This window comes from Nocardia tenerifensis NBRC 101015, assembly GCF_000308715.1.
Taxonomy (GTDB): domain Bacteria; phylum Actinomycetota; class Actinomycetes; order Mycobacteriales; family Mycobacteriaceae; genus Nocardia; species Nocardia tenerifensis.
Genome location: NZ_BAGH01000373.1, coordinates 1 through 26,474, shown reverse-complemented (window position 1 = coordinate 26,474; position 26,474 = coordinate 1). Strand labels below are relative to the sequence as shown.

The 26,474-nt window shown below is 68.4% G+C and carries 27 protein-coding genes and 1 pseudogene; 18 read left to right on the top strand and 10 right to left on the bottom strand.

Annotated elements, in window-relative coordinates:
• Both ON39_RS29670 and ON39_RS29665 read right to left on the bottom strand, forming a co-directional pair.
• Window positions 1-505 (bottom strand): low temperature requirement protein A (locus ON39_RS29670; protein WP_040739289.1); only part of this gene is annotated, 505 nt, incomplete at its 3' end.
• A gap of 69 nt (window positions 506-574) precedes the next feature.
• Complete coding sequence (locus ON39_RS29665) at window positions 575-1,099, bottom strand: Lrp/AsnC family transcriptional regulator (protein WP_040739288.1); 525 nt, start codon at window positions 1,097-1,099, stop codon at window positions 575-577.
• A 187-nt stretch (window positions 1,100-1,286) separates the two neighbouring features.
• Here ON39_RS29665 and hppD point away from each other — a divergent pair, with 187 nt between their 5' ends.
• Both hppD and ON39_RS29655 read left to right on the top strand, forming a co-directional pair.
• The gene (hppD, locus tag ON39_RS29660; protein WP_051187315.1) at window positions 1,287-2,486 is read left to right on the top strand and encodes a 4-hydroxyphenylpyruvate dioxygenase; all 1,200 of its coding nucleotides are present in this window, start codon (window positions 1,287-1,289) and stop codon (window positions 2,484-2,486) included.
• Window positions 2,487-2,554: 68 nt separating this feature from the next.
• Window positions 2,555-2,761, top strand: a complete 207-nt coding sequence (locus ON39_RS29655) for a hypothetical protein (protein ID WP_040739286.1) — start codon at window positions 2,555-2,557, stop codon at window positions 2,759-2,761.
• A gap of 5 nt (window positions 2,762-2,766) precedes the next feature.
• Here the strand turns inward: ON39_RS29655 and ON39_RS29650 are convergent, their stop codons facing one another.
• Window positions 2,767-3,000, bottom strand: coding sequence for a hypothetical protein (locus ON39_RS29650; RefSeq protein ID WP_146251027.1), 234 nt, complete (start codon window positions 2,998-3,000; stop codon window positions 2,767-2,769).
• A 325-nt stretch (window positions 3,001-3,325) separates the two neighbouring features.
• Here ON39_RS29650 and ON39_RS29645 point away from each other — a divergent pair, with 325 nt between their 5' ends.
• The 7 genes from ON39_RS29645 to ON39_RS29615 all read left to right on the top strand — a co-directional run bounded on the left by ON39_RS29645 (window position 3,326) and on the right by ON39_RS29615 (window position 9,666).
• Entirely contained in the window at window positions 3,326-3,850 is a 525-nt protein-coding gene (locus tag ON39_RS29645) for a DUF3558 domain-containing protein (RefSeq protein ID WP_040739284.1), read from the top strand.
• A 12-nt stretch (window positions 3,851-3,862) separates the two neighbouring features.
• Window positions 3,863-4,429, top strand: a complete 567-nt coding sequence (locus tag ON39_RS29640) for a DUF3558 domain-containing protein (RefSeq protein WP_040739282.1) — start codon at window positions 3,863-3,865, stop codon at window positions 4,427-4,429.
• Between the two features lie 280 nt (window positions 4,430-4,709).
• Window positions 4,710-5,084, top strand: coding sequence for a 30S ribosomal protein S12 (rpsL, locus tag ON39_RS29635; RefSeq protein ID WP_019049359.1), 375 nt, complete (start codon window positions 4,710-4,712; stop codon window positions 5,082-5,084).
• 1 nt (window position 5,085) lies between these two features.
• A complete protein-coding gene (rpsG, locus tag ON39_RS29630; protein WP_040739280.1) occupies window positions 5,086-5,556 on the top strand; it encodes a 30S ribosomal protein S7 in 471 nt (156 codons plus the stop codon).
• Between the two features lie 136 nt (window positions 5,557-5,692).
• Complete coding sequence (fusA, locus tag ON39_RS29625; RefSeq protein WP_040739279.1) at window positions 5,693-7,795, top strand: elongation factor G; 2,103 nt, start codon at window positions 5,693-5,695, stop codon at window positions 7,793-7,795.
• A 147-nt stretch (window positions 7,796-7,942) separates the two neighbouring features.
• A complete protein-coding gene (gene tuf, locus ON39_RS29620; protein ID WP_040739278.1) occupies window positions 7,943-9,133 on the top strand; it encodes an elongation factor Tu in 1,191 nt (396 codons plus the stop codon).
• Window positions 9,134-9,381: 248 nt separating this feature from the next.
• A complete protein-coding gene (locus tag ON39_RS29615; protein WP_174412575.1) occupies window positions 9,382-9,666 on the top strand; it encodes a DUF6247 family protein in 285 nt (94 codons plus the stop codon).
• Between the two features lie 12 nt (window positions 9,667-9,678).
• On the opposite strand, the gene ON39_RS29610 is transcribed toward ON39_RS29615, so the two are convergent.
• A complete protein-coding gene (locus tag ON39_RS29610) occupies window positions 9,679-10,263 on the bottom strand; it encodes a DUF4232 domain-containing protein (RefSeq protein WP_051187314.1) in 585 nt (194 codons plus the stop codon).
• 249 nt (window positions 10,264-10,512) lie between these two features.
• Window positions 10,513-11,181, bottom strand: coding sequence for a hypothetical protein (locus tag ON39_RS29605; RefSeq protein WP_051187313.1), 669 nt, complete (start codon window positions 11,179-11,181; stop codon window positions 10,513-10,515).
• Window positions 11,182-11,316: 135 nt separating this feature from the next.
• Between ON39_RS29605 and ON39_RS29600 the strand changes: the two genes are divergently transcribed.
• Entirely contained in the window at window positions 11,317-12,150 is an 834-nt protein-coding gene (locus ON39_RS29600; RefSeq protein ID WP_040739275.1) for an alpha/beta fold hydrolase, read from the top strand.
• A 17-nt stretch (window positions 12,151-12,167) separates the two neighbouring features.
• On the opposite strand, the gene ON39_RS29595 is transcribed toward ON39_RS29600, so the two are convergent.
• From ON39_RS29595 to ON39_RS29585, 3 genes are all read right to left on the bottom strand, one after another.
• Window positions 12,168-13,103, bottom strand: a complete 936-nt coding sequence (locus ON39_RS29595) for a type IV toxin-antitoxin system AbiEi family antitoxin domain-containing protein (protein WP_040739274.1) — start codon at window positions 13,101-13,103, stop codon at window positions 12,168-12,170.
• 80 nt (window positions 13,104-13,183) lie between these two features.
• The gene (locus ON39_RS29590; RefSeq protein ID WP_040739273.1) at window positions 13,184-13,849 is read right to left on the bottom strand and encodes a TetR/AcrR family transcriptional regulator; all 666 of its coding nucleotides are present in this window, start codon (window positions 13,847-13,849) and stop codon (window positions 13,184-13,186) included.
• A complete protein-coding gene (locus ON39_RS29585; RefSeq protein WP_040739272.1) occupies window positions 13,849-14,208 on the bottom strand; it encodes an SPW repeat domain-containing protein in 360 nt (119 codons plus the stop codon). The genes ON39_RS29590 and ON39_RS29585 overlap by 1 nt, the downstream gene beginning before the upstream one ends.
• 153 nt (window positions 14,209-14,361) lie before the next feature.
• Here ON39_RS29585 and ON39_RS29580 point away from each other — a divergent pair, with 153 nt between their 5' ends.
• The 3 genes from ON39_RS29580 to ON39_RS29570 all read left to right on the top strand — a co-directional run bounded on the left by ON39_RS29580 (window position 14,362) and on the right by ON39_RS29570 (window position 17,235).
• A complete protein-coding gene (locus ON39_RS29580) occupies window positions 14,362-15,573 on the top strand; it encodes an NAD(P)/FAD-dependent oxidoreductase (RefSeq protein ID WP_040739271.1) in 1,212 nt (403 codons plus the stop codon).
• 114 nt (window positions 15,574-15,687) lie between these two features.
• The gene (locus tag ON39_RS29575) at window positions 15,688-16,449 is read left to right on the top strand and encodes a glutamate racemase (RefSeq protein WP_040739270.1); all 762 of its coding nucleotides are present in this window, start codon (window positions 15,688-15,690) and stop codon (window positions 16,447-16,449) included.
• Between the two features lie 45 nt (window positions 16,450-16,494).
• Window positions 16,495-17,235 carry a DNA alkylation repair protein gene (locus ON39_RS29570; protein ID WP_040739268.1) on the top strand — a complete coding sequence of 247 codons (741 nt, stop codon included), beginning with the start codon at window positions 16,495-16,497 and terminating at the stop codon, window positions 17,233-17,235.
• 25 nt (window positions 17,236-17,260) lie between these two features.
• Here ON39_RS29570 and ON39_RS29565 read toward each other — a convergent pair whose 3' ends face one another.
• Together ON39_RS29565 and mftR2 are read right to left on the bottom strand one after the other, a co-directional pair.
• Window positions 17,261-18,316 carry a ferredoxin--NADP reductase gene (locus ON39_RS29565; protein ID WP_040739267.1) on the bottom strand — a complete coding sequence of 352 codons (1,056 nt, stop codon included), beginning with the start codon at window positions 18,314-18,316 and terminating at the stop codon, window positions 17,261-17,263.
• A gap of 57 nt (window positions 18,317-18,373) precedes the next feature.
• Window positions 18,374-18,997: a mycofactocin system transcriptional regulator MftR2 gene (gene mftR2, locus ON39_RS29560; RefSeq protein ID WP_051187312.1), complete on the bottom strand. Its 624-nt coding sequence runs from the start codon at window positions 18,995-18,997 to the stop codon at window positions 18,374-18,376.
• 329 nt (window positions 18,998-19,326) lie between these two features.
• Between mftR2 and mftA the strand changes: the two are divergent.
• The 5 genes and pseudogenes from mftA to ON39_RS29540 all read left to right on the top strand — a co-directional run.
• Window positions 19,327-19,425: pseudogene (mftA, locus tag ON39_RS51310) on the top strand (mycofactocin precursor MftA); the annotation flags it as partial.
• Between the two features lie 15 nt (window positions 19,426-19,440).
• Window positions 19,441-20,994, top strand: coding sequence for a mycofactocin radical SAM maturase (gene mftC, locus ON39_RS29555; RefSeq protein WP_083894773.1), 1,554 nt, complete (start codon window positions 19,441-19,443; stop codon window positions 20,992-20,994).
• A 230-nt stretch (window positions 20,995-21,224) separates the two neighbouring features.
• Entirely contained in the window at window positions 21,225-22,625 is a 1,401-nt protein-coding gene (mftF, locus tag ON39_RS29550) for a mycofactocin biosynthesis glycosyltransferase MftF (RefSeq protein ID WP_040739266.1), read from the top strand.
• A gap of 102 nt (window positions 22,626-22,727) precedes the next feature.
• Window positions 22,728-24,188: a mycofactocin dehydrogenase MftG gene (mftG, locus tag ON39_RS29545; protein ID WP_040739265.1), complete on the top strand. Its 1,461-nt coding sequence runs from the start codon at window positions 22,728-22,730 to the stop codon at window positions 24,186-24,188.
• A 126-nt stretch (window positions 24,189-24,314) separates the two neighbouring features.
• Entirely contained in the window at window positions 24,315-25,667 is a 1,353-nt protein-coding gene (locus ON39_RS29540; RefSeq protein ID WP_040739264.1) for a GAF domain-containing protein, read from the top strand.
• The last annotated feature ends 807 nt before the right edge of the window (window positions 25,668-26,474 follow it).

Genomic DNA, 26,474 nt, shown 5'->3' with positions numbered 1-26,474 from the left:
GCTGTACCACGAGCGCACCGGTCCACGCCCAGAGCCGAAGGTGCTCGGGCAGTGGCGCACTCGCGAAGATGGCCACTCCGGTGATCAGGCCGACGCTGAAAGGATTGATCGCGGTTTCGAACGTGCGGGCCCGGACGGCCGCGCCGAACAGCACGATCCGCAGCACCAAGTGCGCCGCCGCGAAAACCGTTGCCGCGCCGCGCGGTTGGTCCAGCGCCGCGGGCGCCGCCACCGCCATCAGGAAGATGCACAGGCCGCTGGTGAACAGCACGAGCCGCTGCGCGTGCGTCTCCTCGACATTGTTGACCAGCACGGTCATCCCGACCCAGCCCCACCACAGCGGCGCGAGCAAGACCAGCGCGTGCCCCAGCGCGCCGGCCGAGGTGTGGTGCCCGAGCACGTGCGCGGTCTGCGTCACCGCGAAGACGAGCACCAGGTCGAAGAACAGCTCCGCCCAGGTGGCGCGGGCATGGGGTGTGCTGGATTCCGTTGTCGTCTCGCTCATCACAGATCTCGCCGTCGATCACACGCGACGAACATCCGCGCCGCCGCTCAGCGAGCGTAGACGCAACGCCTACCTTTCGTGGGCCGCGCGGTAGGCCGGCGCCTTCGTGCCGCCCGCCGGGTCGAGGGTGCGCAGCAGCGGCAGCGTGCGAAACGGCACCACGGTGGACAGGACGATGACGCTGTGCGAGCGCACCACCGAGGAGGTCCGGTCGATGCTGAGCAGCACCGCCTGCAGTCCGGCGTGCGAGTCCGCGCCGATCCGGCACAGCACGTCGCCGGTGCCGGTGGTGGCGTAGGCCTCCAAAACCCCTGGGATAGCCTCCAATTCGGCCGCGACCGCGTCGAGCGCGCCCTGGGCGATCTCCAGTGTGACGAACGCCTGCACGTCGAAACCCGCCGCAGTGACGTCGATTTGGGGATCATAGGAGGCGATGACGCCGGACTCCTCCATCCGGCCGATTCTGGACTGCACGGTCGCCCTGGCCACCCGCGTGCGACGGGACAGCTCGAGGATGCCCGCCTTCTGATAGTCGTGCATGGCGGTCAGGATCGCGAGATCGAGTTCGTCCAGTTTCGCCGGCGTTCGTGACATGGGCGGCCTCCGTTTCGAGCGCGGACTGGGCTTCCAGCCGTGGATAGCACCAGCCAGTTGATGCTATTCAAATTGTCCAGCATTCGTGGGCACTTCCTAGCCGAATTCGCCAGAGTGTCTATCGAAAATCGCCGCTGTTGCCTAACCGTCGACCCTGACGATTACTTGGTTCATGACCATCGAGCAGATGCCGAATGCCCGGTCCAGCACGGCGCCAAGCACCGCCCCCACCGACACCGAGCTGCGCAAGCTCGTCGGCCTAGTGGACCACGACACCAGCGTCGACAACTTCCCGGTCAGCGGCTGGGACGCCCTGGTCTGGGTCGTCGGCAACGCGACACAGACCGCGCACTTCCTGGAATCCGCCTTCGGCATGCGCCTGGAGGCATACTCGGGTCCCGAGACCGGCAACCGCGACCACAAGGCGTACGTGCTGCGCAGCGGCGGCGCCCGCTTCGTGGTCAAGGGCGCGGTCGACCCGGACAGCCCCCTGGTCGCCCACCACGACCGGCACGGCGACGGCGTCGTCGACATCGCGCTCGAGGTGCCGGATGTGGACCGCTGCATCGAGTGGGCGCGCACCCACGGCGCCACCGTCCTCGTCGAACCTCATGACGAGACAGACGAATTCGGCACCGTCCGGTCCGCCGCCATCGCCACCTACGGCGAGACCAGGCACACGCTGGTGGACCGTTCCGCCTACAACGGCCCCTACCTGCCCGGCTACGTCACCCGCAAGGCGGGCTACCAGCCGAGGGAGGGCGCGCCGAACCGGTTGTTCCAGGCGATCGACCACGTCGTCGGGAACGTGGAGCTCGGCCAGATGGACGAGTGGGTCGAGTTCTACCGCCGCGTCATGGGTTTCACCAACATGGCCGAGTTCGTCGGCGACGATATCGCCACCGAGTACTCCGCGCTGATGAGCAAGGTCGTCGCCAACGGCAACCACCGGGTGAAGTTCCCGCTCAACGAGCCCGCGGTGAGCAAGAAGAAGTCCCAGATCGACGAGTACCTCGAGTTCTATCGCGGCCCCGGCGTCCAGCACATCGCCCTCGCCACCGGTGACATCCTGGGCTGCGTCGACGCGCTGCGCCGTGAGGGCATCGAGTTCCTCGACGCTCCCGACTCCTACTATCAGGATCCGGAGCTGCGCGCGCGGATCGGCCAGGTGCGCGTGCCAGTGGAGGAACTGCAGAGTCGGGGCATCCTGGTCGACCGCGACGAGGACGGCTACCTGCTGCAGATCTTCACCAAGCCGATCACCGACCGCCCCACGGTCTTCTTCGAGCTGATCGAGCGGCACGGCTCGCTCGGCTTCGGCAAGGGCAACTTCAAGGCCCTCTTCGAGGCGATCGAGCGCGAGCAGGAGGCCCGCGGCAACCTCTGATCGGTTGTGGCCCCGAGTATCCGGCAGTACGCTCCGAGGAATTCGCCGGATGCTTAGGGGCCGCCGCAGTGCTCGAGAGATCCGCCGCCGCCCTCACCCTGGCCGTAGCGCTCGCCCTCCCGGCGAGCGCCCTCGCTCGAGCCGACCCGGCCCCCGCCTATTACCCCACCCTCGACACCTGCCTCGCCGCCATGTCGAAGTACAAAACCGGCCCGGCCCAATGCACCTATATAGATGCCATAGGCGCGTATGAACTCCGCGTCCCCGGGGGCTAGAGCGACTATTTGCCGGCGTACAGGGTGTTGGGGCCGGTCCAATCGTCGGTTTCAGCATGGCAATGCCAGTTGTGGGCGAGCGGCCCATCATCGAGCGCGGCTCCGGCCTTCATGCACTCGACGAGCGTTGGATAGAACCCGATGATCGGATTGGGTTCCGATGCGGCATGCCCTGTCGCGCCGAGTAATCCGAGCGCGATAGTCGTGGCGACGAAAGTCGACCTGATGACTGATCTCATGTGCTCCTCCATGGCTTCTCATCCGCTGGGCGGATGTCGCACGGTCGAGGTTCGCGTTATGGATCGTCGGTTGCCTGTATCCAGACGTGCTGAATCTCATGAACCCACTGCACGCCGACTCCCCCAGTGAAACCCCCGGTATCAGAACTATGGCCCGATGGCCATGCTCTCGATCAGGTCAGAATAGGCGGCCCGGAGTGTCTGCGGCAAGGGGTGCGTCCGAGCTTCGCTGTGCCGCATAGCCTTTGCCGTGTCGCTCCAACTTCGTTCGACTCGACCGCTTTGCGCGGGTCCGAGCGTCCGACGCGCCGGTACAGTCTGGGGCATGCGGATGTCGGTGTTGGGAGCGGGCGCGGCCCTCGTGCTGGTGTTGTCGGCATGTGGTTCCAGCGACAGATCCGACACCTCCACCACTCCGCTGCGACCGCCGCCGAAGGTGGCGACACTCGGCCCGTTCGTCGGTGAGTGCGGACACGTCACCGACGATGAGGTGCGTGCCGCCGCGGGCATGACGCAGATCTCTCAGGTGATGCGTAACTCCGTCGGGTGCAATTGGCAGTCCGCTGGATACGGCTCTACCAGCGTCACCTTCGCGTCGTATCGCGGCAGCCCGATCGCGCGCGAGAAGGCGTGGGTATCCAACCAAGGACGTAACCCGCAGACGATCGATGTCGGCGGACGCGTCGGCTTCCAGGCGCTCGACCCGAGCGGGGACATCTGCGATCTCGCGACCCAGCTCGACGATGACTTCTTCGAATGGTCCATGGCCTTCGAGAGCTACTCGGTTCATGACAACCCATGTGACAGGGTGCGGAAATTGGCCGAGTTGACTGTCCAACGGCTGCAGTAGAAAGGGCGCGGGATGACATTACGTCGTGGTCTGATGCGCGGAATACCGTTCGCTCTCGCCCTGTTGACGGTTGCGGCCACCTCGTCAGGCTGCGGGCAGACCGTCAGCGGTTCCGCACACCCGGCCGGCTCCGGGACCGGGGAGAGCGTGAACACCAACTTCGACAAGTTGCTGCGGGAGTGCGAAGTCGTCTCGCCCGATCAGATCGCCGACGCGGTGGGCGCGAAGGGGTTGTTTCCGGAACCGTCGTTCTACGGCGCGGTGTGCATGTGGTACATGGCGGGTGCGCCCGGGGGCAACGCCATGATCACGCTGAACTGGTACGAGGTGGGCTCATTGAACAACGAGAAGACCACCAACGACAAGCTGGGGTACCTCACGAACAACATCACCGTGCAGGGCAGGCGGGGGCTGGAGACGCGGCGGCCGAACGATCCGGATTCCTGCGGGGTCAGTGCGGGCGCGGCCGACCAAGGGGTGATCGGGTTCTGGATCAACTACCGGGCGGGATCGGCGCATCCGGATCCGTGCGCGGGAGCGAAAAAACTCGTAGAGTTGACGCTGAACCTGGCGAGGTAGCGGGGTCTTGTAGCCACCGTGCAGTGGGATTACAGCCACCCCGCTTTGACCCTGTGTCGCGAACACGGGTATCGTGGATCGCTGTGCCCGGAAGGATACGGGCAAGTTCGTGCGTGACCGTAGGCCAGCGAGAGCGGCTGACACCTCAGGCGTGCCCGCGATTCGGGCCCTACACCGCGCGCGACACGCCCGACCTCGGGGCACGTGAAACGTGGCCGGACGTGCGTGAACACAGACATGAAGTATCAGACACCGCGTAACTAATAAGGAAAGCCGGTCTATGCCAACCATCAACCAGCTGGTCCGCAAGGGTCGCCGCGACAAGGTCTCCAAGACGAAGACCGCGGCGCTCAAGGGCAGCCCGCAGCGTCGTGGCGTGTGCACCCGCGTGTACACCACGACCCCGAAGAAGCCGAACTCCGCGCTGCGTAAGGTCGCGCGCGTTCGCCTGACCAGCGCGGTCGAGGTCACGGCCTACATCCCGGGCGAGGGCCACAACCTGCAGGAGCACTCGATGGTGCTCGTGCGCGGCGGCCGTGTGAAGGACCTTCCCGGTGTCCGTTACAAGATCATTCGTGGCTCGCTCGATACCCAGGGTGTGAAGAACCGCAAGCAGGCCCGCAGCCGTTACGGCGCCAAGAAGGAGAAGAGCTGATATGCCACGCAAGGGCCCCGCACCCAAGCGTCCGCTGATCAACGACCCGGTCTACGGGTCCCCGCTGGTCACTCAGCTGGTCAACAAGATCCTGCTGGACGGCAAGAAGTCCACCGCCGAGCGCATCGTCTACGGCGCGCTGGAGCAGGCGCGCGAGAAGACCGGCACCGATCCGGTCGTCACCCTCAAGCGCGCGCTGGACAACGTCAAGCCCGCCCTCGAGGTGAAGCCCCGTCGTGTCGGTGGCGCCACCTACCAGGTGCCCGTCGAGGTGCGGCCGGGCCGCTCCAACACGCTGGCCCTGCGCTGGCTGGTCAACTACTCCCGCGCTCGCCGCGAGAAGACCATGGTCGAGCGGCTGGCCAATGAGCTCCTCGATGCCAGCAACGGGCTGGGTGCTTCGGTGAAGCGCCGTGAGGACACCCACAAGATGGCCGAGTCGAACCGGGCCTTCGCGCACTACCGCTGGTGACGTCTGCCCGGCCTGTTGTTTCGGGTCGGGAGGCACAGTCGGCCGCGGCGCCAACCCGCCGCAGCCGTCGTTGAACAGAGACGACCACAGGGTCGTCCCCGAAAATCCCATCTAGCTACGAGCGGGGAAGATTTCCGTGGCACAGGACGTGCTCACCGACCTGAACAAGGTCCGCAACATCGGCATCATGGCCCACATTGATGCGGGCAAGACGACCACAACTGAACGCATCCTCTTCTACACCGGCATCACCTACAAGATCGGTGAGGTCCACGATGGCGCGGCCACCATGGACTGGATGGAGCAGGAGCAGGAGCGTGGTATCACCATCACCTCCGCGGCTACCACGTGCTTCTGGAACGACAACCAGATCAACATCATCGACACCCCCGGGCACGTCGACTTCACCGTCGAGGTGGAGCGTTCGCTGCGCGTGCTCGACGGCGCCGTTGCGGTGTTCGACGGCAAGGAAGGCGTCGAGCCGCAGTCCGAGCAGGTGTGGCGTCAGGCCGACAAGTACGACGTGCCGCGAATCTGCTTCGTCAACAAGATGGACAAGCTCGGCGCGGACTTCTACTTCACCGTCCAGACCATCAAGGACCGCCTCGGCGCGAAGCCGCTGGTCATCCAGCTGCCGATCGGCGCGGAGGACACCTTCGAGGGCATCGTCGACCTGGTCGAGATGAACGCCAAGGTCTGGAAGGGCGAGACGAAGCTCGGCGAGAAGTACGAGGTCCAGGAGATCCCGGCCGATCTGCAGGAGAAGGCCGAGCAGTACCGCCAGGAACTGCTCGAGACCGTCGCCGAGTCGGACGAGGCGCTGCTGGAGAAGTTCTTCGGCGGCGAGGAGCTCACGATCGATGAGATCAAGGGCGCCATCCGCAAGATGACGGTCAACTCCGAGCTGTACCCGATCCTGTGTGGCTCCGCGTTCAAGAACAAGGGCGTGCAGCCCATGCTCGACGCGGTGATCGACTACCTGCCGACCCCGCTGGACGACGGCGGCACCGACGGCCACGTGCCCGGCAAGGAAGAGGAGATCATCCACCGGGACGCCGCCACCTCGGAGCCGTTCTCGGCGCTGGCGTTCAAGATCGCCGTGCACCCGTTCTTCGGCAAGCTGACCTACGTGCGCGTGTACTCGGGCAAGGTCGACTCCGGCGCCCAGGTCATCAACTCGACCAAGGGCAAGAAGGAGCGTCTGGGCAAGCTGTTCCAGATGCACTCCAACAAGGAGAACCCGGTCAGCGAGGCGCAGGCGGGCCACATCTACGCGGTCATCGGCCTGAAGGACACCACCACCGGTGACACCCTGTGCGATCCGCAGAACCAGATCGTGCTCGAGTCCATGACCTTCCCGGACCCGGTCATCGAGGTCTCCATCGAGCCCAAGACCAAGTCCGACCAGGAGAAGCTGGGCACCGCGATCCAGCGCCTCTCGGAAGAGGACCCGACCTTCTCGGTCAAGCTGGACCAGGAGACCGGTCAGACCGTCATCGGCGGCATGGGCGAGCTCCACCTCGACATCCTCGTCGACCGCATGCGTCGCGAGTTCAAGGTCGAGGCGAACGTCGGCAAGCCGCAGGTGGCCTACCGCGAGACCATCACCAAGACGGTCGAGAAGCTGGAGTTCACCCACAAGAAGCAGACCGGTGGCTCCGGCCAGTTCGCGAAGGTCATCATCGCCCTCGAGCCGTTCGTCGGCGAGGACGGCGCGACCTACGAGTTCGAGAACAAGGTCACCGGTGGCCGCGTGCCGCGTGAGTACATCCCGTCGGTGGACGCCGGCGCGCAGGATGCCATGCAGTACGGTGTGCTCGCCGGCTACCCGCTGGTCAACCTGAAGGTGACCCTGCTCGACGGCGCGTATCACGACGTCGACTCCTCGGAGATGGCGTTCAAGATCGCCGGCTCGCAGGCCCTGAAGGAAGCGGCCCGCAAGGCCGGTCCGGTGATCCTCGAGCCGCTGATGGCGGTCGAGGTCACCACGCCCGAGGACTACATGGGCGATGTGATCGGCGACCTGAATTCCCGCCGTGGCCAGATCCAGGCCATGGAGGAACGCAGTGGTGCCCGTGTCGTCAAGGCGCTGGTTCCGCTCTCGGAGATGTTCGGTTACATCGGTGACCTGCGGTCGAAGACCCAGGGCCGGGCGAACTACTCCATGGTGTTCGACTCGTACGCGGAGGTTCCGGCCAACGTGTCGAAGGAGATCATCGCCAAGGCGACCGGCGAGTAAGTGTCTTCGGGCACTTCGCAGGCTCCGCGCCTGCACTGATCCGGGGCAGGTGCGACACTTGCCCCGATCCGCCGGGAGTCAGCACGACCCCAGTAATAACCGCACTGCTGCAACTGCACGCACCAACAAGTCCAGGAGGACACCACAGTGGCGAAGGCGAAGTTCGAGCGGACGAAGCCGCACGTCAACATCGGCACCATCGGTCACGTCGACCACGGCAAGACCACGCTGACCGCAGCGATCACCAAGGTGCTGGCTGACAAGTACCCGGATCTGAACGCCGCGTTCGCGTTCGATCAGATCGACAAGGCGCCGGAGGAGAAGGCTCGTGGTATCACGATCAACATCTCCCACGTCGAGTACCAGACGGAGAAGCGCCACTACGCGCACGTCGACGCCCCGGGTCACGCTGACTACATCAAGAACATGATCACCGGTGCGGCGCAGATGGACGGTGCCATCCTCGTGGTCGCCGCGACCGACGGCCCGATGCCGCAGACCCGCGAGCACGTGCTGCTCGCCCGTCAGGTCGGCGTGCCCTACATCCTGGTCGCGCTGAACAAGTCGGACATGGTCGACGACGAGGAGATCCTCGAGCTCGTCGAGATGGAGGTCCGCGAACTGCTGGCCGCCCAGGAGTTCGATGAGGACGCGCCGGTCGTGCGCGTCTCCGGCCTGAAGGCGCTCGAGGGCGACGAGAAGTGGACCGAGTCCATCGTCGAGCTCATGAACGCCGTCGACGAGTCGATCCCGGACCCGGTCCGCGACACCGACAAGCCGTTCCTGATGCCGGTCGAGGACGTGTTCACGATCACCGGTCGTGGCACCGTCGTCACCGGTCGCGTCGAGCGCGGCATCGTCAACGTGAACGAGGAAGTCGAGATCGTCGGCATCAAGCCGACCTCGACCAAGACCACGGTCACCGGTATCGAGATGTTCCGCAAGCTGCTCGACCAGGGCCAGGCCGGCGACAACGTCGGTCTGCTGGTTCGTGGCATCAAGCGCGAGGATGTCGAGCGCGGCCAGGTCATCGTGAAGCCGGGCACCACCACCCCGCACACCGAGTTCGAGGGCCAGGCCTACATCCTGTCCAAGGACGAGGGCGGCCGGCACACGCCGTTCTTCAACAACTACCGTCCGCAGTTCTACTTCCGTACGACTGACGTGACGGGCGTTGTGACCCTCCCCGAGGGCACCGAGATGGTCATGCCGGGCGACAACACCGAAATGTCGGTCGTGCTGATCCAGCCGATCGCCATGGAAGAGGGCCTGCGTTTCGCGATCCGTGAGGGTGGCCGCACCGTCGGCGCCGGTCGCGTCACGAAGATCATCAAGTGATTCCCTGAATCGCTGAACAAACGGCGCCGCCCCGAAAGGAGCGGCGCCGTTTGGCATTTCACGACTCACCTGCGTTGCTCATCGATGAGATCGCTTACCGAGCCACGGCATCGGATCGACTCGGGCGCAGGCTGCTTCCGTGCCTGTGCGGGTGGAACCCGCCTGTCCTTCTCGAGCTGTTCCGATCCCGTCGATCGGCCGACGAGGACGATGCGTTCATCCATGACATCCAAAAGTAGTGTGGCGGTATGAGCGCAGCGTATGGCGTGGTTCCGGAAGCACTGCCGGACGCGGTCCCGTGGGTCGCCTTTCTGCCGGCCGCAGACGTGGACGAGTTCCTCACCGAGTTCGTCGCCGTGGCGCAGAAGGCGGTTGCCCTGGGGAACCTATCTCCGCTGACCAGCCTGCTCACTCAATGGCGGAATACCGCGGAGATCCACGCGGATCCGGTTCTGCTGGCTCTGGTGACGCGCGAACCGGAGGGCGATTTCGGGCCCGTGCCGATACGTGACCTTGACGAGTGCGACCGATAGCTCGATGCGGCGTCAGTTTTCCTTGCCTGGCTTGAGGTAGTCGAGGTGGAGGAGGAGGTAGGGGGGTTTGGTGCAGGCTTCGGCGGTGAAGGGGTGGGGGGTTGGGGGTGGTTGGTTCGGGGGGTTGATGAGGAGGTATTGGGCGGGGGTGCGGTCGCAGTCGTAGTTGGCGGCTTGGGAGTAGCGGAGGGTGGAGTGGGCCGATTCGGTGGGGGCGAGGGTTACCGGTTTGGGGCCGGTGATGTCGGTGTCGGGTTCGGCGGCGGGGCCGAGGGGAGCGGGTGGGGTGCCGGTGGCTAGGGAGACGGTCGGGTAGCCGGAGAGGGAGCAGGGGGTGGGGCCGGTGTTGGTGAAGACGATGGGGACGTAGAGGGAGCCGGCGGCTCCGCTCTGTTTGCCGAGCGACACGGTGAGAGTGCCTGGCGCGCAGGCGGGTACGTCGGTGGGGGCGGCGGTCGGCAGGCTGGTCGTGACCGTCGGGGTCGGGCGATGGGACGTCGCCGCGGTCGCGGTGGTGGGCGACGGTTCCGGCGAGGAGCCGCCGCATGCGGTCAGCGGCAGTGCCGCAGCGAGAATGACCAATGCTGTGCCGCGCATGCGGCAACCCTAGTGCCTCGTTCAGGAATTTCGGCACGTTTCTCGACGGTCTGGGACGCCCGCTGGCCGCGTTGTCGTCGTCGCCGATACAACCCCGGTATCGGCTCCTCCTCCGCCTTGCCAGCGGACGCCCCAGACCGCCGATAAACGCACCGACGTTCCTGGACGAGGCACCAGCTCCGACCGGGCGGGTTCTCGGCGGAATACCGTGCTGTCGTGGCGTGTTCGCCGAGTTCGGCGCAGTGTCGCTCAGCAGCTGTAGGTGCGGCCGACGGAGGCCTCCCGCTCCGCGGCGGAGACCTCGCGCAGGCAGCCGAACGGGACGACGCCTTCGTCGCTCATCTGCACGCCGCTGCGGGTGGCGGGATTGACGCAGGTGAGTCCGCTGGTCGCGATGCGACACAGGTAGTTCCCGAAGGTCAGCTTGCTGTCGTACGGCAGGGTCTGGCCCTCGCCGTGAATGAAAAGCCCTGGGTCGCCCCGGAATTGGCCGACCGACAACTGCTGTCCAGAGTAGTTGACGTAGCCGCCGTCCCAGTTGCCGAAGCCCTCGCCGGGCTTGGGGACGGGGTTCTTCAGCTTGACGACACAGTGGAAACCGTCGATCTGATACTCGGTCCCGGTGATGCAACTGATCTTGCCGGTGGGGCTGACGAACGCGATATCGCTCTTCAGGTCGGTGGCGGGCCCGGTGCCCAAGCTGGCCGAGTGATAGCGACTAGCGTCGACGGAGTTGCCCTCCTTCACCCAGCCGATCCGGTCTTTCAGCTGGCTTTCGGGGCTCTGCGGTGTGGCGGTCGTGGCGGTCGTCGTCGACCGCGTCGGCGGCTCGCCCACGGTGGGCTGTGGCCGACCGGAGGTGGAGTGGGAGCAGGCGCTCAGGGCCAGGATCAGGACAGCGAGTGTCGCGAGTCGCATGGCCGCAAGACTAGTCGTTGTGGCGCAACGCTTTCCGGCGGCGAGGCGATTCGATGACCTTGGAGGTCATCGCGCTGCGTCGGCCCGTTCCATTAGCGTCGGGAACGAGAACGGATCGGACGATACGGAGCACCCATGACCAAGTCCACGCTCGCCGGCACATTGGACGTCGCCGAGGGCGCGCTGCGCCACGGCATGCCCTACCTGGCGATGGGCACCGGGCGTCCGCTGGTGTTCCTGCGGTGGTTCACGCCGGATCACGCGAATCCGCGCGGGTGGATGCGGGAGTCCGAGCTGAAGATGCTGGCGCCCTTGGCCCGGCACTTCCGGGTGTACGCGGTGAACCGGGCGCCGGGAATGGCCGAGGGCACCACGATGGCCGATATCGCCGCCGAGCACGCGGACGCGTTGCGCGCCGAGTTCGGTGAGCCGGTGGACGTGCTCGGCGTCTCGTCGGGCGGTTCGGTGGCTCTGCAACTCGCGGCCGACCACCCGGCCGCGGTCCGCCGCCTCGTGATCGTCTCGTCCGGCTACCGGCTGGACCCGCTCGCGAAGGAGGGCCAGATCCGTTACGGCGAAGCGGCTTTCGCGGGCCGCCGCGCCCTGCACCTCATGGCGCCGACCACCGTCTCGTCGCCGCTGCTCGCCCGGGCGGCCGGTGCGGCCCTGTGGCTGATCGACCCGCTCGCACGCCCGAGGAACCCCGTGGACACGCTCGCCTTCGTGCGCGCGGAAGACGGGTTCGATCTTTCGGACCGCCTCGGCGAGATCACCGCGCCGACCCTCGTGATCGGCGGCGAGCGGGACGCCGCCTACAGCCTCGAGAACTTTCGCTACACCGCCGACGGCATCCCCAACTCGCGCCTGCTCATCTACCCCGGCACCGGTCACATGGGCGTCCCCAAACACTCGCGCTTCCCGCGCGACGTCACCGATTTCCTCACCGCCGACGCCCCGCTCGCCCGCTGACCGCACCGTCCAGGACGTCAGATCCGCGGTGTCGCGGCCCAGTATCCGGTGAGATCCTCCCCGCTCGCGGCGCGTAAGCGCCGCACCAGCTGCGCCGGATCGGCGAGGTCGGCCCAGTTCCAGCGGATCACCTGCCAGCCGAGGTCGCGTAACGGCCCGTCGGAGTCCCGGTCCGAAAACAGCGGCGAGGAAAGATTTTTCGGCAACTCGCCGCGACACTCGGCCGATTCGTCGAACTCGCCGATCACACCCATGCCGGCGAACAGGAAATCGACTCGCCCGACGCACACGTCGTCCTCGGTGAAGACCCGAGCCTGCAACTCGGGCACCGGCAGCCCGGCGCGCCGGATCGCCACCCGGCTCCTGGACTCGCCGACGCTCTCACTACGGCCGTCGAGAAAAGCGATGACCCGCAATGCCTTCAGCGATCCCCGGCGCCGCCGGCTCGACACGTGTTCGCGCAACTCGTCGGCGGTGGTGAGGCCCTGGCGCAGTGCGCTGTCGCCGATCGCGACCGCCGCCTCGAAGCTGGCCGAGCGCGCGATATCGATGAGGGTCCTCGGCACCGTGGTGACCCGAAGGCCGTTGACGATGGTGATCTCGTCCGGATCCAGCCGCGCGGCGTGCAGCACCAGCTGTTTCCTGATGTACCCGCCGTTGGCGCGGTTGCGCGTCATGTGCGCGCGATCCAGCGGCAGCGACCAGGTGGGCAGGCCGTGGATCACCAGCGCCGAACAGTGGCTCGCGATGGCGGAATCCGACATCGCTTCGCACGTCGCCAGCGCGAGCATCAGGTGGCGGCCCGCCGGCGTGAGTTCGGCCTCCGGCACGTTCAGGTAGTGCCCGGCGCGCACCCGCCGCCATCTTCCGGTACGGCAGAGCCGCTGCAGTTCGTGATCCGACATGCCCGACGCCAGCGCCTGCTGACGCGAGATCAGTTGCGGTGCATCCATACCGCGATCCTGACCAACGCGCGCGCCGGAGAACACCCACCCTTCGGCGAGTGTGGACAACACGCACCCTGTGGATAACCTCAGCCGAGCTGGGTCATGCCGGCGGCGACCACCTGGGCGACATCGAGGATGTCGTCGGCGCTGGGTATCGGGACGCCGTCGAGCGCGTGCAGCCGGTCGGTGCTGGCGATGGCGAACATGGCCGATACCCACGCGGCGGCGCAGGCGCTCAGCGTGCCGGGGCGCACGGGCGCGGACGCGCTCGCCTGGAGGACGCGCGCGGTGACGTCGAGTAGCTGGTCACGCAGGCGGCGCAGTTGGCGACGGACGTCGGGGTGGGTGTCGGCCTCGCGCCACATGATCACCCGCAGCACCGACGAGTGATGGTCGCGCAGGTTGAGCGCGGCGTCGAGGGCGACCAGGCTGGCGGCCGGATCGCCCGGCGCGACGACGGTGTCGATGTCGTCGATCGGCGGCACGGGCACCCGCTCGTGCATCAGCGCCGAGAGGATCGAGTCCTTGGTCGGGAAGTAGTAGAAGACAAGGCCTTTCGGCACCCCGGCCGCGCCGGCGATGGCGGCCGTGGCGGTGGCATCGAAACCCTGTGCCGCGAACAGCTTTTCGGCGGCGTCCAGGATGAGCTGCCTGGCGTCGCCGTCCACCTTCGCGCTGCGCCGCCGCCCGGCCCTCGGCTCCTTTCCCGGTCGCTCGGCCGCGGCCCGGCGACCGGGTTTCGGCCGCTGCATCAGTGGTGTGTCGCCGCTCCGTGCAGGCGCCCCGACACCGTCGGCAGCGCCGCCACCGCGACCACCGCCGTCACTACCCCGACTACCCATGCGGTCCAGGATGCGCCGCGGTAATCGGTGAAGTCCATGGCCCACGGCGAAATGAACAGCAGCGCGCCGAACAGGCCCATGGCGTAGTCGGCGTTCGCCCCGAGGGCAGGCCGGTACATCTGCGCGAGGCCGGTCAGCGCGATCAGCACGCCGAGTACGACCAGTGACCACATCGCTTTATCGGTGGTCTCCAGCCACAGCGGGGACAGCGCGGCGAAGACGCCGAGCACGACCGCCAAGAGATCCTGTGCGCGACTTTCGGTGAACATGATGTGCCTCCTGAGGCTTTGAGATGTGTCCTGTCTTCGGTATAGACCTGATTGACCGCCCGATCAATATCGGAACGGCTACGATTGCCGGGCCCGCTTCGCGTGAGCGGGCTCACTCGGGAACTGGACCAAGCAGACGTTAGGGTGAGCTGCGTGGCACCTTCAGCAACAGACTCCGCGCCCCTCGTGATCGTCGGCGCCGGCCTCGCCGGCCTGCGCACCGCCGAGGAACTGCGCCGCGCCGGATACGAGGGTGCGCTGATCCTGATCGGCGACGAGCCCCGGCTGCCGTACGACCGGCCGCCGCTGTCCAAGCAGTTCGTTCGCGGCGAGACCGACGACACCACCCTGCGCCCCGCGGAGTTCTTCGCGGAGAAGCGAATCGAGCTGCGGCTCGACACCGCGGCGTCCGGCGTCGACACCGCCGCGCGACAGGTCCGGCTCGCCGACGGCTCGACCCTCGACTACGCGCACCTGATCATCGCGACGGGCCTGCGTCCGCGCCGCCTGCCCGGCCTGCCCGACCTGAAGGGCGTGCACGTACTGCGCGGCCACGCCGACGCCACCGCGTTGCGCGCCGAATTGGCCGAGGCCACAACGGCTCTCGTGGTCGGCGCGGGCTTCATCGGCTGCGAGCTCGCGGCCAGCTTCCGCACGCGCGACGTGCCGGTGGTGCTGGTGGAGCCGCAGCCGACCCCGCTGGCCGCGGTGCTCGGCGAGCAGGTGGGCGCGCTGGTGGCCAGGCTGCACCGCGGCGAAGGCGTCGACGTGCGCTGCGGCACCGGCCTGGACACCCTGCTCGCCGAGGGCGACCGGGTGCGCGGCGCGCTGCTCTCCGACGGCACCGAGGTGGCCGCCGACCTGGTCGTGATCGGCGTCGGCTCCCACCCGGTCACCGACTGGCTCGCCGATTCCGGTATCGCCCTGGCCGATCCGGCCGAGGGCGGCGGGGTGCTGGCCGACGAGGTGGGCCGCACGTCGGCCGATCGGGTCTGGGCGGTCGGCGACGTCGCCGCCTGGCTGCACCAGGCCGGCCACCGCAAACGGGTCGAGCACTGGACCAGCGCCGGCGAACAAGCTCGCCTGGTGGCCTGCGCTCTGCTCGGCGCTCCCGCGCCCACCGCGGCCAGGGTGCCGTACTTCTGGAGCGACCAGTACGACGTGAAGATCCAGGCCCTCGGCACGCCGAGCGCCACCGACGAGGTCCATGTCGTCGTCGACGACGGCCGCAAATTCCTCGCCTACTACGCCCAGGACGGCAAGCTCACCGGCGTCGTCGGCGCGGGCCTGTCGGCCCAGGTGATGAAGGCCAGGGCCAAGATCGCGGCGGGCGACCCGGTGGCGGAGCTGCTCACCCCGAGCTGAGCGCCGGAGTCGTGCCTGGTCACTCCGCACGGCGGCGTGGCCTGACGGCGGCGGGCACCCGGTCGAGCCGCTGCCGCGCATATCGCGTCGGGGCACTGTAATACGGTTGTCCCTGTGATCGTCGCGCTCATCGATTCGGGTCTCGGGCTGCTGCCCACATCCGCTTGGCTGCGCAAGCTGCGGCCGGACGTGGATCTGCTGCTGCAATTGGACCCCGACGGCGCGCCGTGGGGGCCGAAGCCGGAGCAGTGGACGATCAACCGGGTGGTGGAGACCGCCCGCACCTCGATCGAGCTGGGCGCGGAGGTGATCGTGATTCCGTGCAACACGGCCAGCGTCACCGCGCTCGAGCACGTGCGCGCGGAGGTCGGGCCCGGCGTGCCGGTCGTCGGCACCGTCCCCGCGATCAAGCCCGCGGCCGCCGTCTGCCGCTCGGTGGCGGTCTGGGCGACCGCGGCGACCACCGCGAGCCGGTACCAGGCGGATCTGATCGCCGAGTTCGGCGGCGACGCGGACGTGGTCGGCGTGGCCTGCCACGGCCTCGCCGACTCGATCGACCGGGGTGATCTGGTCGCCGCTCGCGAGTCCATCGCGCGCGCGGTCGAGCAGACCCCCGGCGACGTCGAGGGCGTAGTCCTCGGCTGCACCCACTACCCCCTGGTGATCGACTCGATCGTGGCGGCGCTGCCCGACGGCGTGCGGCTCTTCGACAGCGCGCAAGCCGTTGCCGCGCAGACCATTCGGCGCATGGACGCGCTCGGGCGCCCCACCACCGGCAACGGCGCGGTGATCGTGCGCAACAGTGGGCGGCCCGGCGCGCTGCCCGCGAGCGCCGCCAGCTTCGAGTCGGGCCGGATCCTGGGCGCCCAGGGCTGAGCGGGCGCTCGCACGGCTGAGTAGGCGCTCGAAGGGAGTTCGTTCATGACCGAGGCCACGCCGACCGCCGCGGACGTGCAGGCCGCCCTGCGCGCGGTCGCCGATCCCGTCGACGCGATCCACCTGCAGCGGTTCTTCAAGACCGGGCCGGGGGAGTACGGCGAGGGCGACGTCTTCATCGGCGTACGCGTGCCCGCGAGCCGCGCCGTCGCGAAAAGCTTTGCGGCACTGCCGCTCGAGGAGATCGACGCGCTGCTGGACAGCGAGGTGCACGAGGACCGATTCGCCGGGCTGATCATCCTCAACGCCGCGTTCGCCAAGGCGTCCAAGCCGGGCGCCGTCGACGACGCGGCCCGCGCGGCGATGGTGGATCGTTACCTGACCGCCGTGCGCCGCGGCCGGGTGAACAACTGGGACCTGGTCGATGTGTCGGCCGAGAACATCATCGGCCCATGGCTTTTTGACAAACCGCGCGACCTGCTCTTCGAGCTGGCCGACGCGGATTCGCTGTGGGAGCGCCGCGTCGCGCTGCTGTCCACCTTCGCGTTCATCAAATCCGGCGAGGCCGCAACGACTTTCGAGCTCGCCGAGCGACTGCTCGGCGATCGGCGCGACCTCATCCAGAAGGCGCTCGGCTGGATGCTGCGCGAGATCGGCAAGCGCATCGAGCAGCGGCTGCTGACCGAGTTCCTCGACAAGCACGCCGCCGCCATGGGCCGCACCGCGCTGAGCTACGCCACCGAACACCTCGACGCCGCGGTGCGCGCCCACTACCGCGCGCAGTAGCGCCTTCGTACAGCGTTGCGCGAGATCAGAACTGGATCTTGAGGTGGTCGGTCACCGGGTGCGCCTGGCAGCCGAGGATGTAGCCGTTCTCGATGTCCTCCGGGTCGAGGATCTCGGCATTGTCCATCTCGACCTCGCCCTCCAGCACCGTGCACGCGCACGAACCGCACTCGCCCTCCTGGCAGGAGTACGGCACGTCGAGGCCCTTGGCCAGCATGATGTCGACCAGCGTCTGCTTGCGCGGCCACTTCAGCTCGTGCACCTCGCCGTCGAGCTCCACCTCGACCGTCGCCGCGCCTGCCGCCTCCTCGTCGGAGACCTCGACCGGCGTCTGATCCGCGAACGGGTCTCCGGCAAGGGAATTGAACACCTCGGCGTGCGTGCGCGAGCGGGGCACGCCGAGCTGGGCGAGCGCGTCGTGCACCCGATCCATGAACGGCTTCGGTCCGCACATGAACGCCTCGTAGGCCTGGTACGGCGCGACCAGGGTGGCCAGCGCGTCGGCGGTCGGCAGGCCCTGCAGGTACTCGAGCCAGTGGATCACGGTGAGCCGCTGCGGATGCTTGTCCGCGAGCTCGCGCAGCTCGGCGGCGAAGATCACCGACTCGTGGTCGCGATTGGCGTACACCAACACGATTCGGCCGTTGCCGCGCGCCAGCGCCGACTTCAGGATCGACATCACCGGGGTGATGCCGCTGCCCGCGCCGAACAGCAGCAGATCGGCGTCGAGGTCCTTGGGCGTGAAAACGCCTGAGGGCGGCAAAACTTCGAGCGAGTCGCCCGCTTTCAGGTTGTCGCACAACCAGTTCGAGCCGTAGCCCTCGGCCGTGCGCTTGACGGTGACCTTCGGCCGATCGTCGGTGAACGGCGAGCTGGCCAGCGAGTAGCACCGCGCCACCGAGCCGGTCAGCTCGCTGGGGATGCGCAGCGTGAGAAACTGGCCCGGCTGGTACCGGAAGCGCTCGGTCAGTTCCTCGGGGACGTCGAAGACCAGCGAGCAGGTGTCGGTCGTCTCGGCGATCACCGCGGCTACCCGCAGCACGACCGAGCGCGAGCCGTGCGGAACCTCGACTGTGGTCATGTCGTCCTCTCGAACCAGGCGCAGTCCCCCGCGCCAAAACTAGAACGTGTTTCAGTTTTATCGTACGTCGGACTCCGGCTGCCGGACAAGCTGGGCCTCCAGACCGGAGATCAGCACCTCCATGCCGAAGTCGTAGGCGTACTTCCCCCGCAGGTCCGCCATGTATTTGGTGGCGCGCTCGACCGTGTCGGGCAGCGCGACGTCCGAGAGCGGAGCGCGGTCGCGCGGGTTCACCCGGCTGCGGCCGAAGAGGTAGGTGTGGATGGTCGCGTACGCGGCCAGCACGTTCCGGTCGGTGAAACCCGCCTCGAACAGGATCTCCATGACGGCCGCGATCAGGTCGAGCTGCTTGCCGAGCATCTGCTCGATCAGCACGTCGCCGAGGCCGGGGTGCTTACGCAGCTTCTCGTCGATCTGGTCGATGAGGTCGCGCAGCCTGCGCTGCCACGGGCCGGATTCCACTGGCGGCGTGCGCACTCCGGTCAGCGCGGCGGTGGCGACCAGGTCGAGCAGTTCGCGCTTGTCCGCGACGTAGTAGTACGGCGCCATCGGCGAGACCCCGAGCTCGCGGGAGAGCCGCCGCATCGACAGCTTCTCCACGCCGTCCTCGCGGACCACCCGCAGCGCGGCCTCGACGATCTCGGACTCCGAGAGGGTGTTGCCGCCTCCGCTCGCCTGCATTCGTCCGACTCCCATGCCACCTCTACCACCGCGGGCGTGTGTCGCCCGTCACGACCTGTTCAGCTGCTTTCCATCCGAAGTCTAGAGGGCGCGGCCGCGGCGGGTTCGGTGTGCGTGCGAGTCGGTGGAACGACCGACCAGCGGAATTCGCGCGCCGCCGACCGCCGTGCGCGAGCGAACCCGGAAGAACGTGTTCCATTTTGTCAGCGAATGACGTTATCGTGTGATCGCGGCCACGACGAGGTGGCCGCGACAACGGATCGCTCGCTCGGAGGTACAAGATGCCCGAATACGGAGCCAACGCACACGCCGACACCGACCACGCGGGGCCGGTCGGCACGGTCGAGGCCCGCGAGGAGGCCGCGCCGCTGGTCGAGGAGACCCTCATCGAAGAGGTGTCCATCGACGGTATGTGCGGCGTCTACTGACAGGCGGTGGAGACCATGCTCGATCTCGATACCCGATGGCAGTTGCATCCGCGGGTGGCCCTGCGGCCGGAACCGTTCGGCGCGCTGCTCTACCACTTCGGCACCCGCAAGCTCTCCTTTCTGAAGAGCCCGCGGATCGTCGAGATCGTGCGGTCGCTGCCGGAGCACGCCTCGGCCCGCACGGCCCTGCGCGCAGCGGGCGTCTCGGACGCGAATGCCGCGCAGTACGTGAAAGCGCTGACACAGCTGGTCGAATCGGAGATGATCGTCGGTGCGCCCGCCGGTCCCGTGCGGGCGCCCGCCGCCCCGAGCCCGGCCGCGGCGCCGTCGACGGCGGGGGTGGTCCCGCCGTCGGACACGGCGGTACGGCTGGTCGATCGCTTCGAATCCGGCCTGGCCGCACCGATCTGCCTGACCTGGGAGCTCACCTACGCCTGCAACCTGTCCTGCGTGCACTGCCTGTCCTCGTCGGGTCGCCGCGACCCGAGGGAGCTGAGCACCGAGCAGTGCAAGGCGCTGATCGACGAGTTCGAGCGCATGCAGATCTTCTACGTGAACATCGGCGGCGGCGAACCGACTGTGCGCCCGGACTTCTGGGAGCTGGTCGACTACGCGACCGCGCACCACGTCGGAGTCAAGTTCTCCACCAACGGAGTTCGGATCACGCCCGAGGTCGCCGCGCGGCTGGCCGCGAGCGACTATGTGGACGTGCAGATCTCGCTGGACGGCGCGGACGCGGCGGTGAACGACGCGGTGCGTGGTCCGGGGTCCTACGACATGGCCATCCGCGCGCTGGAAAACCTTGCGGCTGCGGGCTTCCGGGACGCGAAGCTGTCGGTCGTGGCGACCAGGCACAATATCGGCCAGCTCGACGAGTTCCGGGCCATCGCCGAAAAGTACGGCGCCACTCTGCGTTTGACCAGGCTGCGGCCGTCCGGCCGCGGCGCGGACGTGTGGGACGACCTGCATCCGACCCGGGACCAGCAGCGGGTGCTCTACGACTGGCTGGTGCGCAACGGCGAGGGCGTGCTCACCGGCGACTCGTTCTTCCACCTCTCCGCCTTCGGCGAGGCGCTGCCCGGGTTGAACATGTGCGGCGCGGGCCGGGTCGTCTGCCTGGTCGATCCGCTCGGCGACGTGTACGCGTGCCCCTTCGCCATCCACGATCGATTCCACGCCGGAAACGTGGTGTCCGACGGCGGTTTTCGCACGGTATGGCACGAGTCGGCGCTGTTCGCCGAGCTGCGCGAGCCCAGCGGCGGCGGCGCGTGCGCGTCGTGCAGCCACTACGACTCGTGCCGCGGCGGCTGCATGGCGGCCAAGTTCTTCACCGGGCTGCCCGCCGACGGACCCGACCCGGAGTGCGTTCAGGGCTACGGCGAGGCGGCGCTGGCCGACACCGCGCGGATGATCCCGCGCTCGTCGGTGGACCACTCGCGGCGGGTGACGCCCAGAGCCGGTGCGCGCAGACCCGCGCCGGTGCCGCTGACGCTGTCCGTGACGCGCCCGAGCGTATTTCCGCCTGAACGCCGGCCCGCCAGGGCCTGCGACGAGAACCCGCTCGCCTGAGGCGATGGGAGTAGCCAGTCGGATGCTGACGGTCTCGGAGCCCGCGCCTTCCGGTCGCGACCGGCCGATTGCCATCGCGTTGCCGGATGCTGGATTCGGGCGCGCCGACGCGCGTACCCGTCTGCCGCAACACGTGTCAGCGGCCCGGACGAGCCGCTTTGGTGCGGAATTCTGTCCTTTTAACCGGACTGATGATGCCTGCGCGCGAATCTCCGCCTAGCATGCCAGGAATGCGCCATGATCGCCTGCCCGACGGATTCGGGGTGCGGATTGATCCACGGGTACGCGCATACTCCGGAGGCCGAGTGCTGATCGGCGGTTCGCCCGCCCGGTTGCTGCGACTTGCCCCGGAGGCCGCCGAGATGATCGGCGACGGGTACCTCGAGGTGACCGGCCCCAAGTCCGCGACCGTTGCCAGACGGCTGCTCGACTCCGGGGTCGCCAACCCGCGTCCCCGGCTGCTCCCGTCGCCCGAGGACGTCACCGTCATCGTGCCGCTGCACAACAACGCCGACGGGCTCGCCCGGCTACTCGCCGCGCTGCGCGGACACAACGTCATCGTGGTCGACGACGGCTCGGACCAGCCGGTGCAGATCCCGCGCGACCGGGGCACCCGCTGCCGGGTGACCGTGCTGCGGCACGACGAGAAGCAGGGCCCGGCCGCCGCGCGCAACGCCGGATTGAAGGCGGCGACAACCGACTTCGTGGCGTTCCTCGACTCCGACGTCGTGCCGCGCAGCGGCTGGCTCGAGGTGATGCTCGGGCATTTCAGCGACCCGGAGGTGGCGCTGGTCGCCCCGCGGATCGTCGCGCTCGATCCGGAGTCCAACGCCCTCGCCCGCTACGAGCACACGCGCTCGTCGCTGGACCAGGGCAGGCGAGAGGCGGCCGTGCAGTCGCACGGGCTGATCTCCTATGTACCGAGCGCCGCGCTGCTGGTGCGCCGCCGCGCGCTGCTGGCGCAGGACGGGTTCGACGAGTCGATGCTGGTCGCCGAGGACGTCGATCTGTGCTGGCGGCTCGAGCAGGCGGGCTGGCGGTTGCGCTACGAGCCCGCCGCCCACGTCGCGCACGACCACCGGGTCTCCTTCCGCGCCTGGTTCGGCCGAAAGATGTTCTACGGCACGGGCGCCGCGCCGCTCGGCGAGCGGCACCCGGGCATGGTCTCCCCGCTGTCGCTGCCCTCGTGGACGATGCTGGCGGCGTTCTTGTTCGCCACGCTGTCGAAGTGGGGGCTGATCGGCGGGTTGATCACGCTGGCCACCGCGCTGGTGCGACTACGCCGGGTGTTCGCGGAGCTGGACAACCCGACGCGCATCGCCGCGATCTACCTGTCGCGCGGATTCTTCGCCGGACTGTGGCGGTTGGCCTCCGCGATGTGCCGGCACTACTGGCCGGTGACGCTGCTGGCCATGCTCGCCTCGCGGCGCATCCGGCGCATCGCGATCACCATGGCCGTCGCCGACGGCCTGGCCGACTGGTTCACCCACCGCGATGCCGGCGGGCTGGATCCGGTGCGCTACGTGGCCTACAAGCGCCTCGACGACATCGCCTACGGCACCGGCCTCTGGGCCGGCGCCGTCCGCGCGCGCAGCCTGGAATCGCTGAAACCCACCGCGCCGTCGCGGTGAGATCCACCGTGCTCTCGCACTGAAACTCACCGTGCCCTCGCACTGAAACCCACTGCGCCATAGCATCGCTCGGCGCGGTCACACCGATCGGACCTGGTGCGGATGACCGACACGCTCATCGTCGGCGGTGGCACCGCGGGCTGTGTGCTCGCGGCCAGGCTGAGCGAGCACCCGGAGCACACCGTCCGGCTGCTGGAGGCCGGGCCGATGTGGTTCGCGCCGGACGAGTTCCCGCCGGCGCTGCGCGACGCCGCGCACCTGCCGATCGGCGCGGACACCGCGTGGCTGTGGCGCTACCCGGTGATCCTTGCCGACGATGGCGTCCCCGTCACTCGAGACATCGTGCGCGGCAGGGTCATCGGCGGCTCGGGCGCGATCAACGGCAGTTACTTCGTGCGGGCCGTCGCCGACGACTTCGCGGCGTGGAGCGGCGAACTCGGCTCCGAGACGTGGTCGTTCGACTCGGTGCTGCCGGCGTACACCCGCTCGGAGCGCGACGTCGACTTCGGTGACCGGCCCGGACACGGGTCGTCCGGCCCGGTCCCCGTGCGCCGCAGCGCTGATCCGGCTCCGCTCAGCGAGCGGTTCGCGACGGCCTGTGTGGCAGCGGGCTTTCCGGAGATACCGGACTTGAACTCGGTCCTCGAGCCGGTGGCCGGGGTCGGCCCGGTGCCGTGCAATATCGAGGACGGCCAACGAATGAGCAGTGCGTCCGCGTACCTGCTTCCCGCTTTGGCGAGGCCGAACCTCACGGTCCATGGCGCTACCTCGGCGGCGCGTATCCGGTTTCGCGGCACGCGGGCGGTCGGGGTCGATATCTCCCACGCGGGCCGGATCGAAACCTTGTGGGCGGACCATGTCGTGCTCAGCGCGGGTGCGATCGAATCTGCGGCGCTGCTACTGCGTTCGGGGGTAGGCGACCCCGAACAGCTTCGGGCCCTTGGTATCCCGGTCGTGCGCCCCGCTCCGGTCGGTTCCTGGTTCACCGACCATCCGGAGATCGGCCTGGCGTACGAACTCGGCGCACCCGATACGGCGACCGTCCCGCTGGAGTACGTGCTGGAACTCGATGACATCGAAATACGCCCGTACACAGTCGCTTTCACGCCCGGCGTCCGGCACCTCGGCGTCGCGCTCATGCGACCACGCTCGGCGGGGATCTTGCAACTGCGCTCGGCCGACCCCGCGATACCCCCGGTGATCGAGCACCGGTATCTCTCGACGGAGCACGATCGGGCGCGGCTGCGCGACGCCGTCGCGACGGCGTCGGAGGTGCTGCGCCACATGTCCGCGCGATCGCGCACCGACGCGATGCCGCGGCAACCGAAGGCCGCCGACGCCTGGCTGCACGCGAATCTGGCTACCTCGCAACATCTCTCCGGCACCTGCCGCATGGGTGCCGCCGACGACGAGCGAGCGGTGGTGGACGAGCTGTGCCGCGTGCACGGGCTCACCGGGCTCTCGGTCGTGGATCTGTCGGTCGTGCCGGTGCCGCTGAGCCGAGGTCCGCAGGCCACCACGGTGATGATCGCCGAGCACGTCGCGGGCCACCTCGCGCGCTGAGTCCGGGAAAGGGCAGGTCACATTCGCCGAAAAGGCGCACGCGGTGTGACCTGTCGGACAAACCCCGACATCCGTGCTTGCCCGGGTCTGGACGCCGGTACAGTTCAGGGTCGGAAAGACAGGCGAATGGTCAGCAACATTGCGGGTGGGCGCCCCCCACAGCACGGCGTCGAGCCGGGAACGCACCTCGGTGCGCTCGAGGCCTATGCCGCGCGGGCCCACGGGTACCTCAGCGCGGGTGGCGATCGGCTTGCCCGGCTCGCCGGTTTGCTGCGCCCCGTCGTGCTCGAATCCTGGCTGCGCAGCGTGCGCGGCGGCGTCGATCCGCTGGATCAGCCGGACGGGCGCGGCCTGCGCGGCGCGGACCTGCAGCGCTACCGTGACGCGCATCCGATCGCCGCGCTGATGCCGCTGATCGACAAACTCCTCGTACAGGACACCGCCGGAACGGGTTCGATCGTCGTGGTCGCCGATCAGTTCGGCCGCGTGCTCTCCGTGCACGGCAACGCGGACCAGGTCGCCGCCGCCGCATCGATCGGCCTGCGGCCCGGCGACGATCTGAGCGAGCGGCGCATCGGGACGAACGCCGTCGGCCTCGTGGTGCGCACCGGCCGGGCCGCCTGGATCCACGGCCCCGAACACTTCCTGCAGCGCATGCACCAGCTCACCGGGGCCGCCGCGCCCGTGCACGATCCGGACGGCAGGCTCGTCGGCGTGCTGATGATCGCGGGCGGCGTCCGGGTCGCCCAGCCGGAGATCCTGGCCCTAGTCAAGGCCGCCGCGACCGCCGCGGAGATGGAACTGCTGCTGGCCACGCTGCGCTCGAATCGAGCAGGGCCGTCGAGCGGTCACGCTCCGGCGGCGGGCCGACTGAGCCTGGACGTGCTCGGACTCGGGCAGCCGCAGCTGAGCGTCGCGGGCGACCGGGTTCCGTTGTCGCAGCGCCACGCCGAGATCCTGCTGCTGCTCACCGAGCATCCGGAGGGGCTCGGCGCCGACCACCTCGCGCTGCTGCTCGACGACACGGATCTGGACAACGGCACTATCCGCGCCGCGGTCTCCCACCTGCGCGCCGTGGTCGGCCCGACCGTATTCGGCTCGCGCCCTTACCGTTTGCGCGTCCCCGTCGCGACCGATGTGGAGGCGCTGCGCGCCGCGCTCGACTCCGGCGACGTCGACGCGGCACTGCGGCTCTACGCCGGGCCGGTGCTGCCGCGCTCGACCGCGCCCGGCATCATCGACCTCCGCGATGAACTGCGGGTGCGGCTGCGCGCCGCGGCGCTGAACTCGGGGGACTCCGGCGTGCTGCGCCGGTGGACGGCGGGTGCGGAGGGCCGCGACGACGCCGCCGCGTGGGCCGCCTATCGGGCCACCGTGGACCGAGATTCGCCGTTGTACGCGCAGATCGAGGCGAAGATCCGCGTGCTCGATCGGCGGCTCGGCGCCGATGCAACGTGGATGCAACGTTCCGGCTCATAGTCTGCACTTCCGAACGCGAGAACGCCTCGGCCGCGCGGCCACGATCTGGTCGCGCGCTTTGTGCTGTCTCGGGTATCGGCCCTGGTAGTCGCCCTGAAAATGCGGCGGAACATTTTTAAGAGAAAAGTTCCTTTTTATAAGTCGAACGCTTAGGGTTCGCACTGCACGGATGATTCCGTGCGCCGGAGCCGGGCAGCGGCGGAGGAACGAGCTGGTGCTTTGTGCTGCCCAAAAGCGTTCGGCCAGTTGTTGTTTCGCCATGGTAGGAGGCTCTGGTGCAGGGTGCGGAGCCGGGCGGACGCGATGCGCCGTGCGCGGCCCGGCCGGGCGTGCTCGGATCAAGGCCGGTGGATGAGCTGTATTCGTCGGGGGTACAGCTCGTCCGGCCGCGATCGGGCCCGGCCGCGACGGCGGCACTTCGGTGGCGACTCGACTCGGCGCCGACCTCGACTGCCCGCGCGCGGTGCGCGAGGTGTACACCGCCACAACGGTGTCCGCACTCGCCGAACCCGTCGAGCGGGCCGGTGGATCCGGCGGCGCGCCCCCGGTCGCGCAGCTGCGGGCGCGGCCGCGGCCGCCGCCGGTCTCACCTCCTCTGCAATGCGGGGCCAATCCGGTTCGAACCGCCCGACTTGTCGGTCCTGACCAGTACCCTGGACAACAGAGGGGCCGAGTGGGACCCCCGCTCCATGATCGACCCTCGCTCCACGACCGACCCGAGCACCGAGTTCGACCTCCCGAAGGTGACCGAGCACGCCGCGGTGACCGAAAGCTCGCGGGATGTCGCAGGTTCGACGGTCACGAAAA

Excerpts from the sequence above, each read along its gene's own strand:
- hppD (WP_051187315.1), top strand. The coding sequence starts at position 1,287 with ATGCCGAATGCCCGGTCCAGCACGGCGCCAAGCACCGCCCCCACCGAC.
- ON39_RS29600 (WP_040739275.1), top strand. The coding sequence starts at position 11,317 with ATGACCAAGTCCACGCTCGCCGGCACATTGGACGTCGCCGAGGGCGCG.
- ON39_RS29610 (WP_051187314.1), bottom strand. The coding sequence starts at position 10,263 with ATGCGCGGCACAGCATTGGTCATTCTCGCTGCGGCACTGCCGCTGACC.
- rpsL (WP_019049359.1), top strand. The coding sequence starts at position 4,710 with ATGCCAACCATCAACCAGCTGGTCCGCAAGGGTCGCCGCGACAAGGTC.
- ON39_RS29595 (WP_040739274.1), bottom strand. The coding sequence starts at position 13,103 with ATGGATGCACCGCAACTGATCTCGCGTCAGCAGGCGCTGGCGTCGGGC.
- ON39_RS29565 (WP_040739267.1), bottom strand. The coding sequence starts at position 18,316 with ATGACCACAGTCGAGGTTCCGCACGGCTCGCGCTCGGTCGTGCTGCGG.
- mftF (WP_040739266.1), top strand. The coding sequence starts at position 21,225 with ATGCGCCATGATCGCCTGCCCGACGGATTCGGGGTGCGGATTGATCCA.
- mftR2 (WP_051187312.1), bottom strand. The coding sequence starts at position 18,997 with ATGCAGGCGAGCGGAGGCGGCAACACCCTCTCGGAGTCCGAGATCGTC.
- ON39_RS29570 (WP_040739268.1), top strand. The coding sequence starts at position 16,495 with ATGACCGAGGCCACGCCGACCGCCGCGGACGTGCAGGCCGCCCTGCGC.
- ON39_RS29540 (WP_040739264.1), top strand. The coding sequence starts at position 24,315 with ATGGTCAGCAACATTGCGGGTGGGCGCCCCCCACAGCACGGCGTCGAG.
- ON39_RS29645 (WP_040739284.1), top strand. The coding sequence starts at position 3,326 with ATGCGGATGTCGGTGTTGGGAGCGGGCGCGGCCCTCGTGCTGGTGTTG.
- ON39_RS29615 (WP_174412575.1), top strand. The coding sequence starts at position 9,382 with ATGAGCGCAGCGTATGGCGTGGTTCCGGAAGCACTGCCGGACGCGGTC.
- ON39_RS29640 (WP_040739282.1), top strand. The coding sequence starts at position 3,863 with ATGACATTACGTCGTGGTCTGATGCGCGGAATACCGTTCGCTCTCGCC.
- ON39_RS29585 (WP_040739272.1), bottom strand. The coding sequence starts at position 14,208 with ATGTTCACCGAAAGTCGCGCACAGGATCTCTTGGCGGTCGTGCTCGGC.
- rpsG (WP_040739280.1), top strand. The coding sequence starts at position 5,086 with ATGCCACGCAAGGGCCCCGCACCCAAGCGTCCGCTGATCAACGACCCG.
- mftG (WP_040739265.1), top strand. The coding sequence starts at position 22,728 with ATGACCGACACGCTCATCGTCGGCGGTGGCACCGCGGGCTGTGTGCTC.
- ON39_RS29605 (WP_051187313.1), bottom strand. The coding sequence starts at position 11,181 with ATGCGACTCGCGACACTCGCTGTCCTGATCCTGGCCCTGAGCGCCTGC.
- ON39_RS29590 (WP_040739273.1), bottom strand. The coding sequence starts at position 13,849 with ATGCAGCGGCCGAAACCCGGTCGCCGGGCCGCGGCCGAGCGACCGGGA.
- ON39_RS29665 (WP_040739288.1), bottom strand. The coding sequence starts at position 1,099 with ATGTCACGAACGCCGGCGAAACTGGACGAACTCGATCTCGCGATCCTG.
- mftC (WP_083894773.1), top strand. The coding sequence starts at position 19,441 with ATGCTCGATCTCGATACCCGATGGCAGTTGCATCCGCGGGTGGCCCTG.
- ON39_RS29650 (WP_146251027.1), bottom strand. The coding sequence starts at position 3,000 with ATGAGATCAGTCATCAGGTCGACTTTCGTCGCCACGACTATCGCGCTC.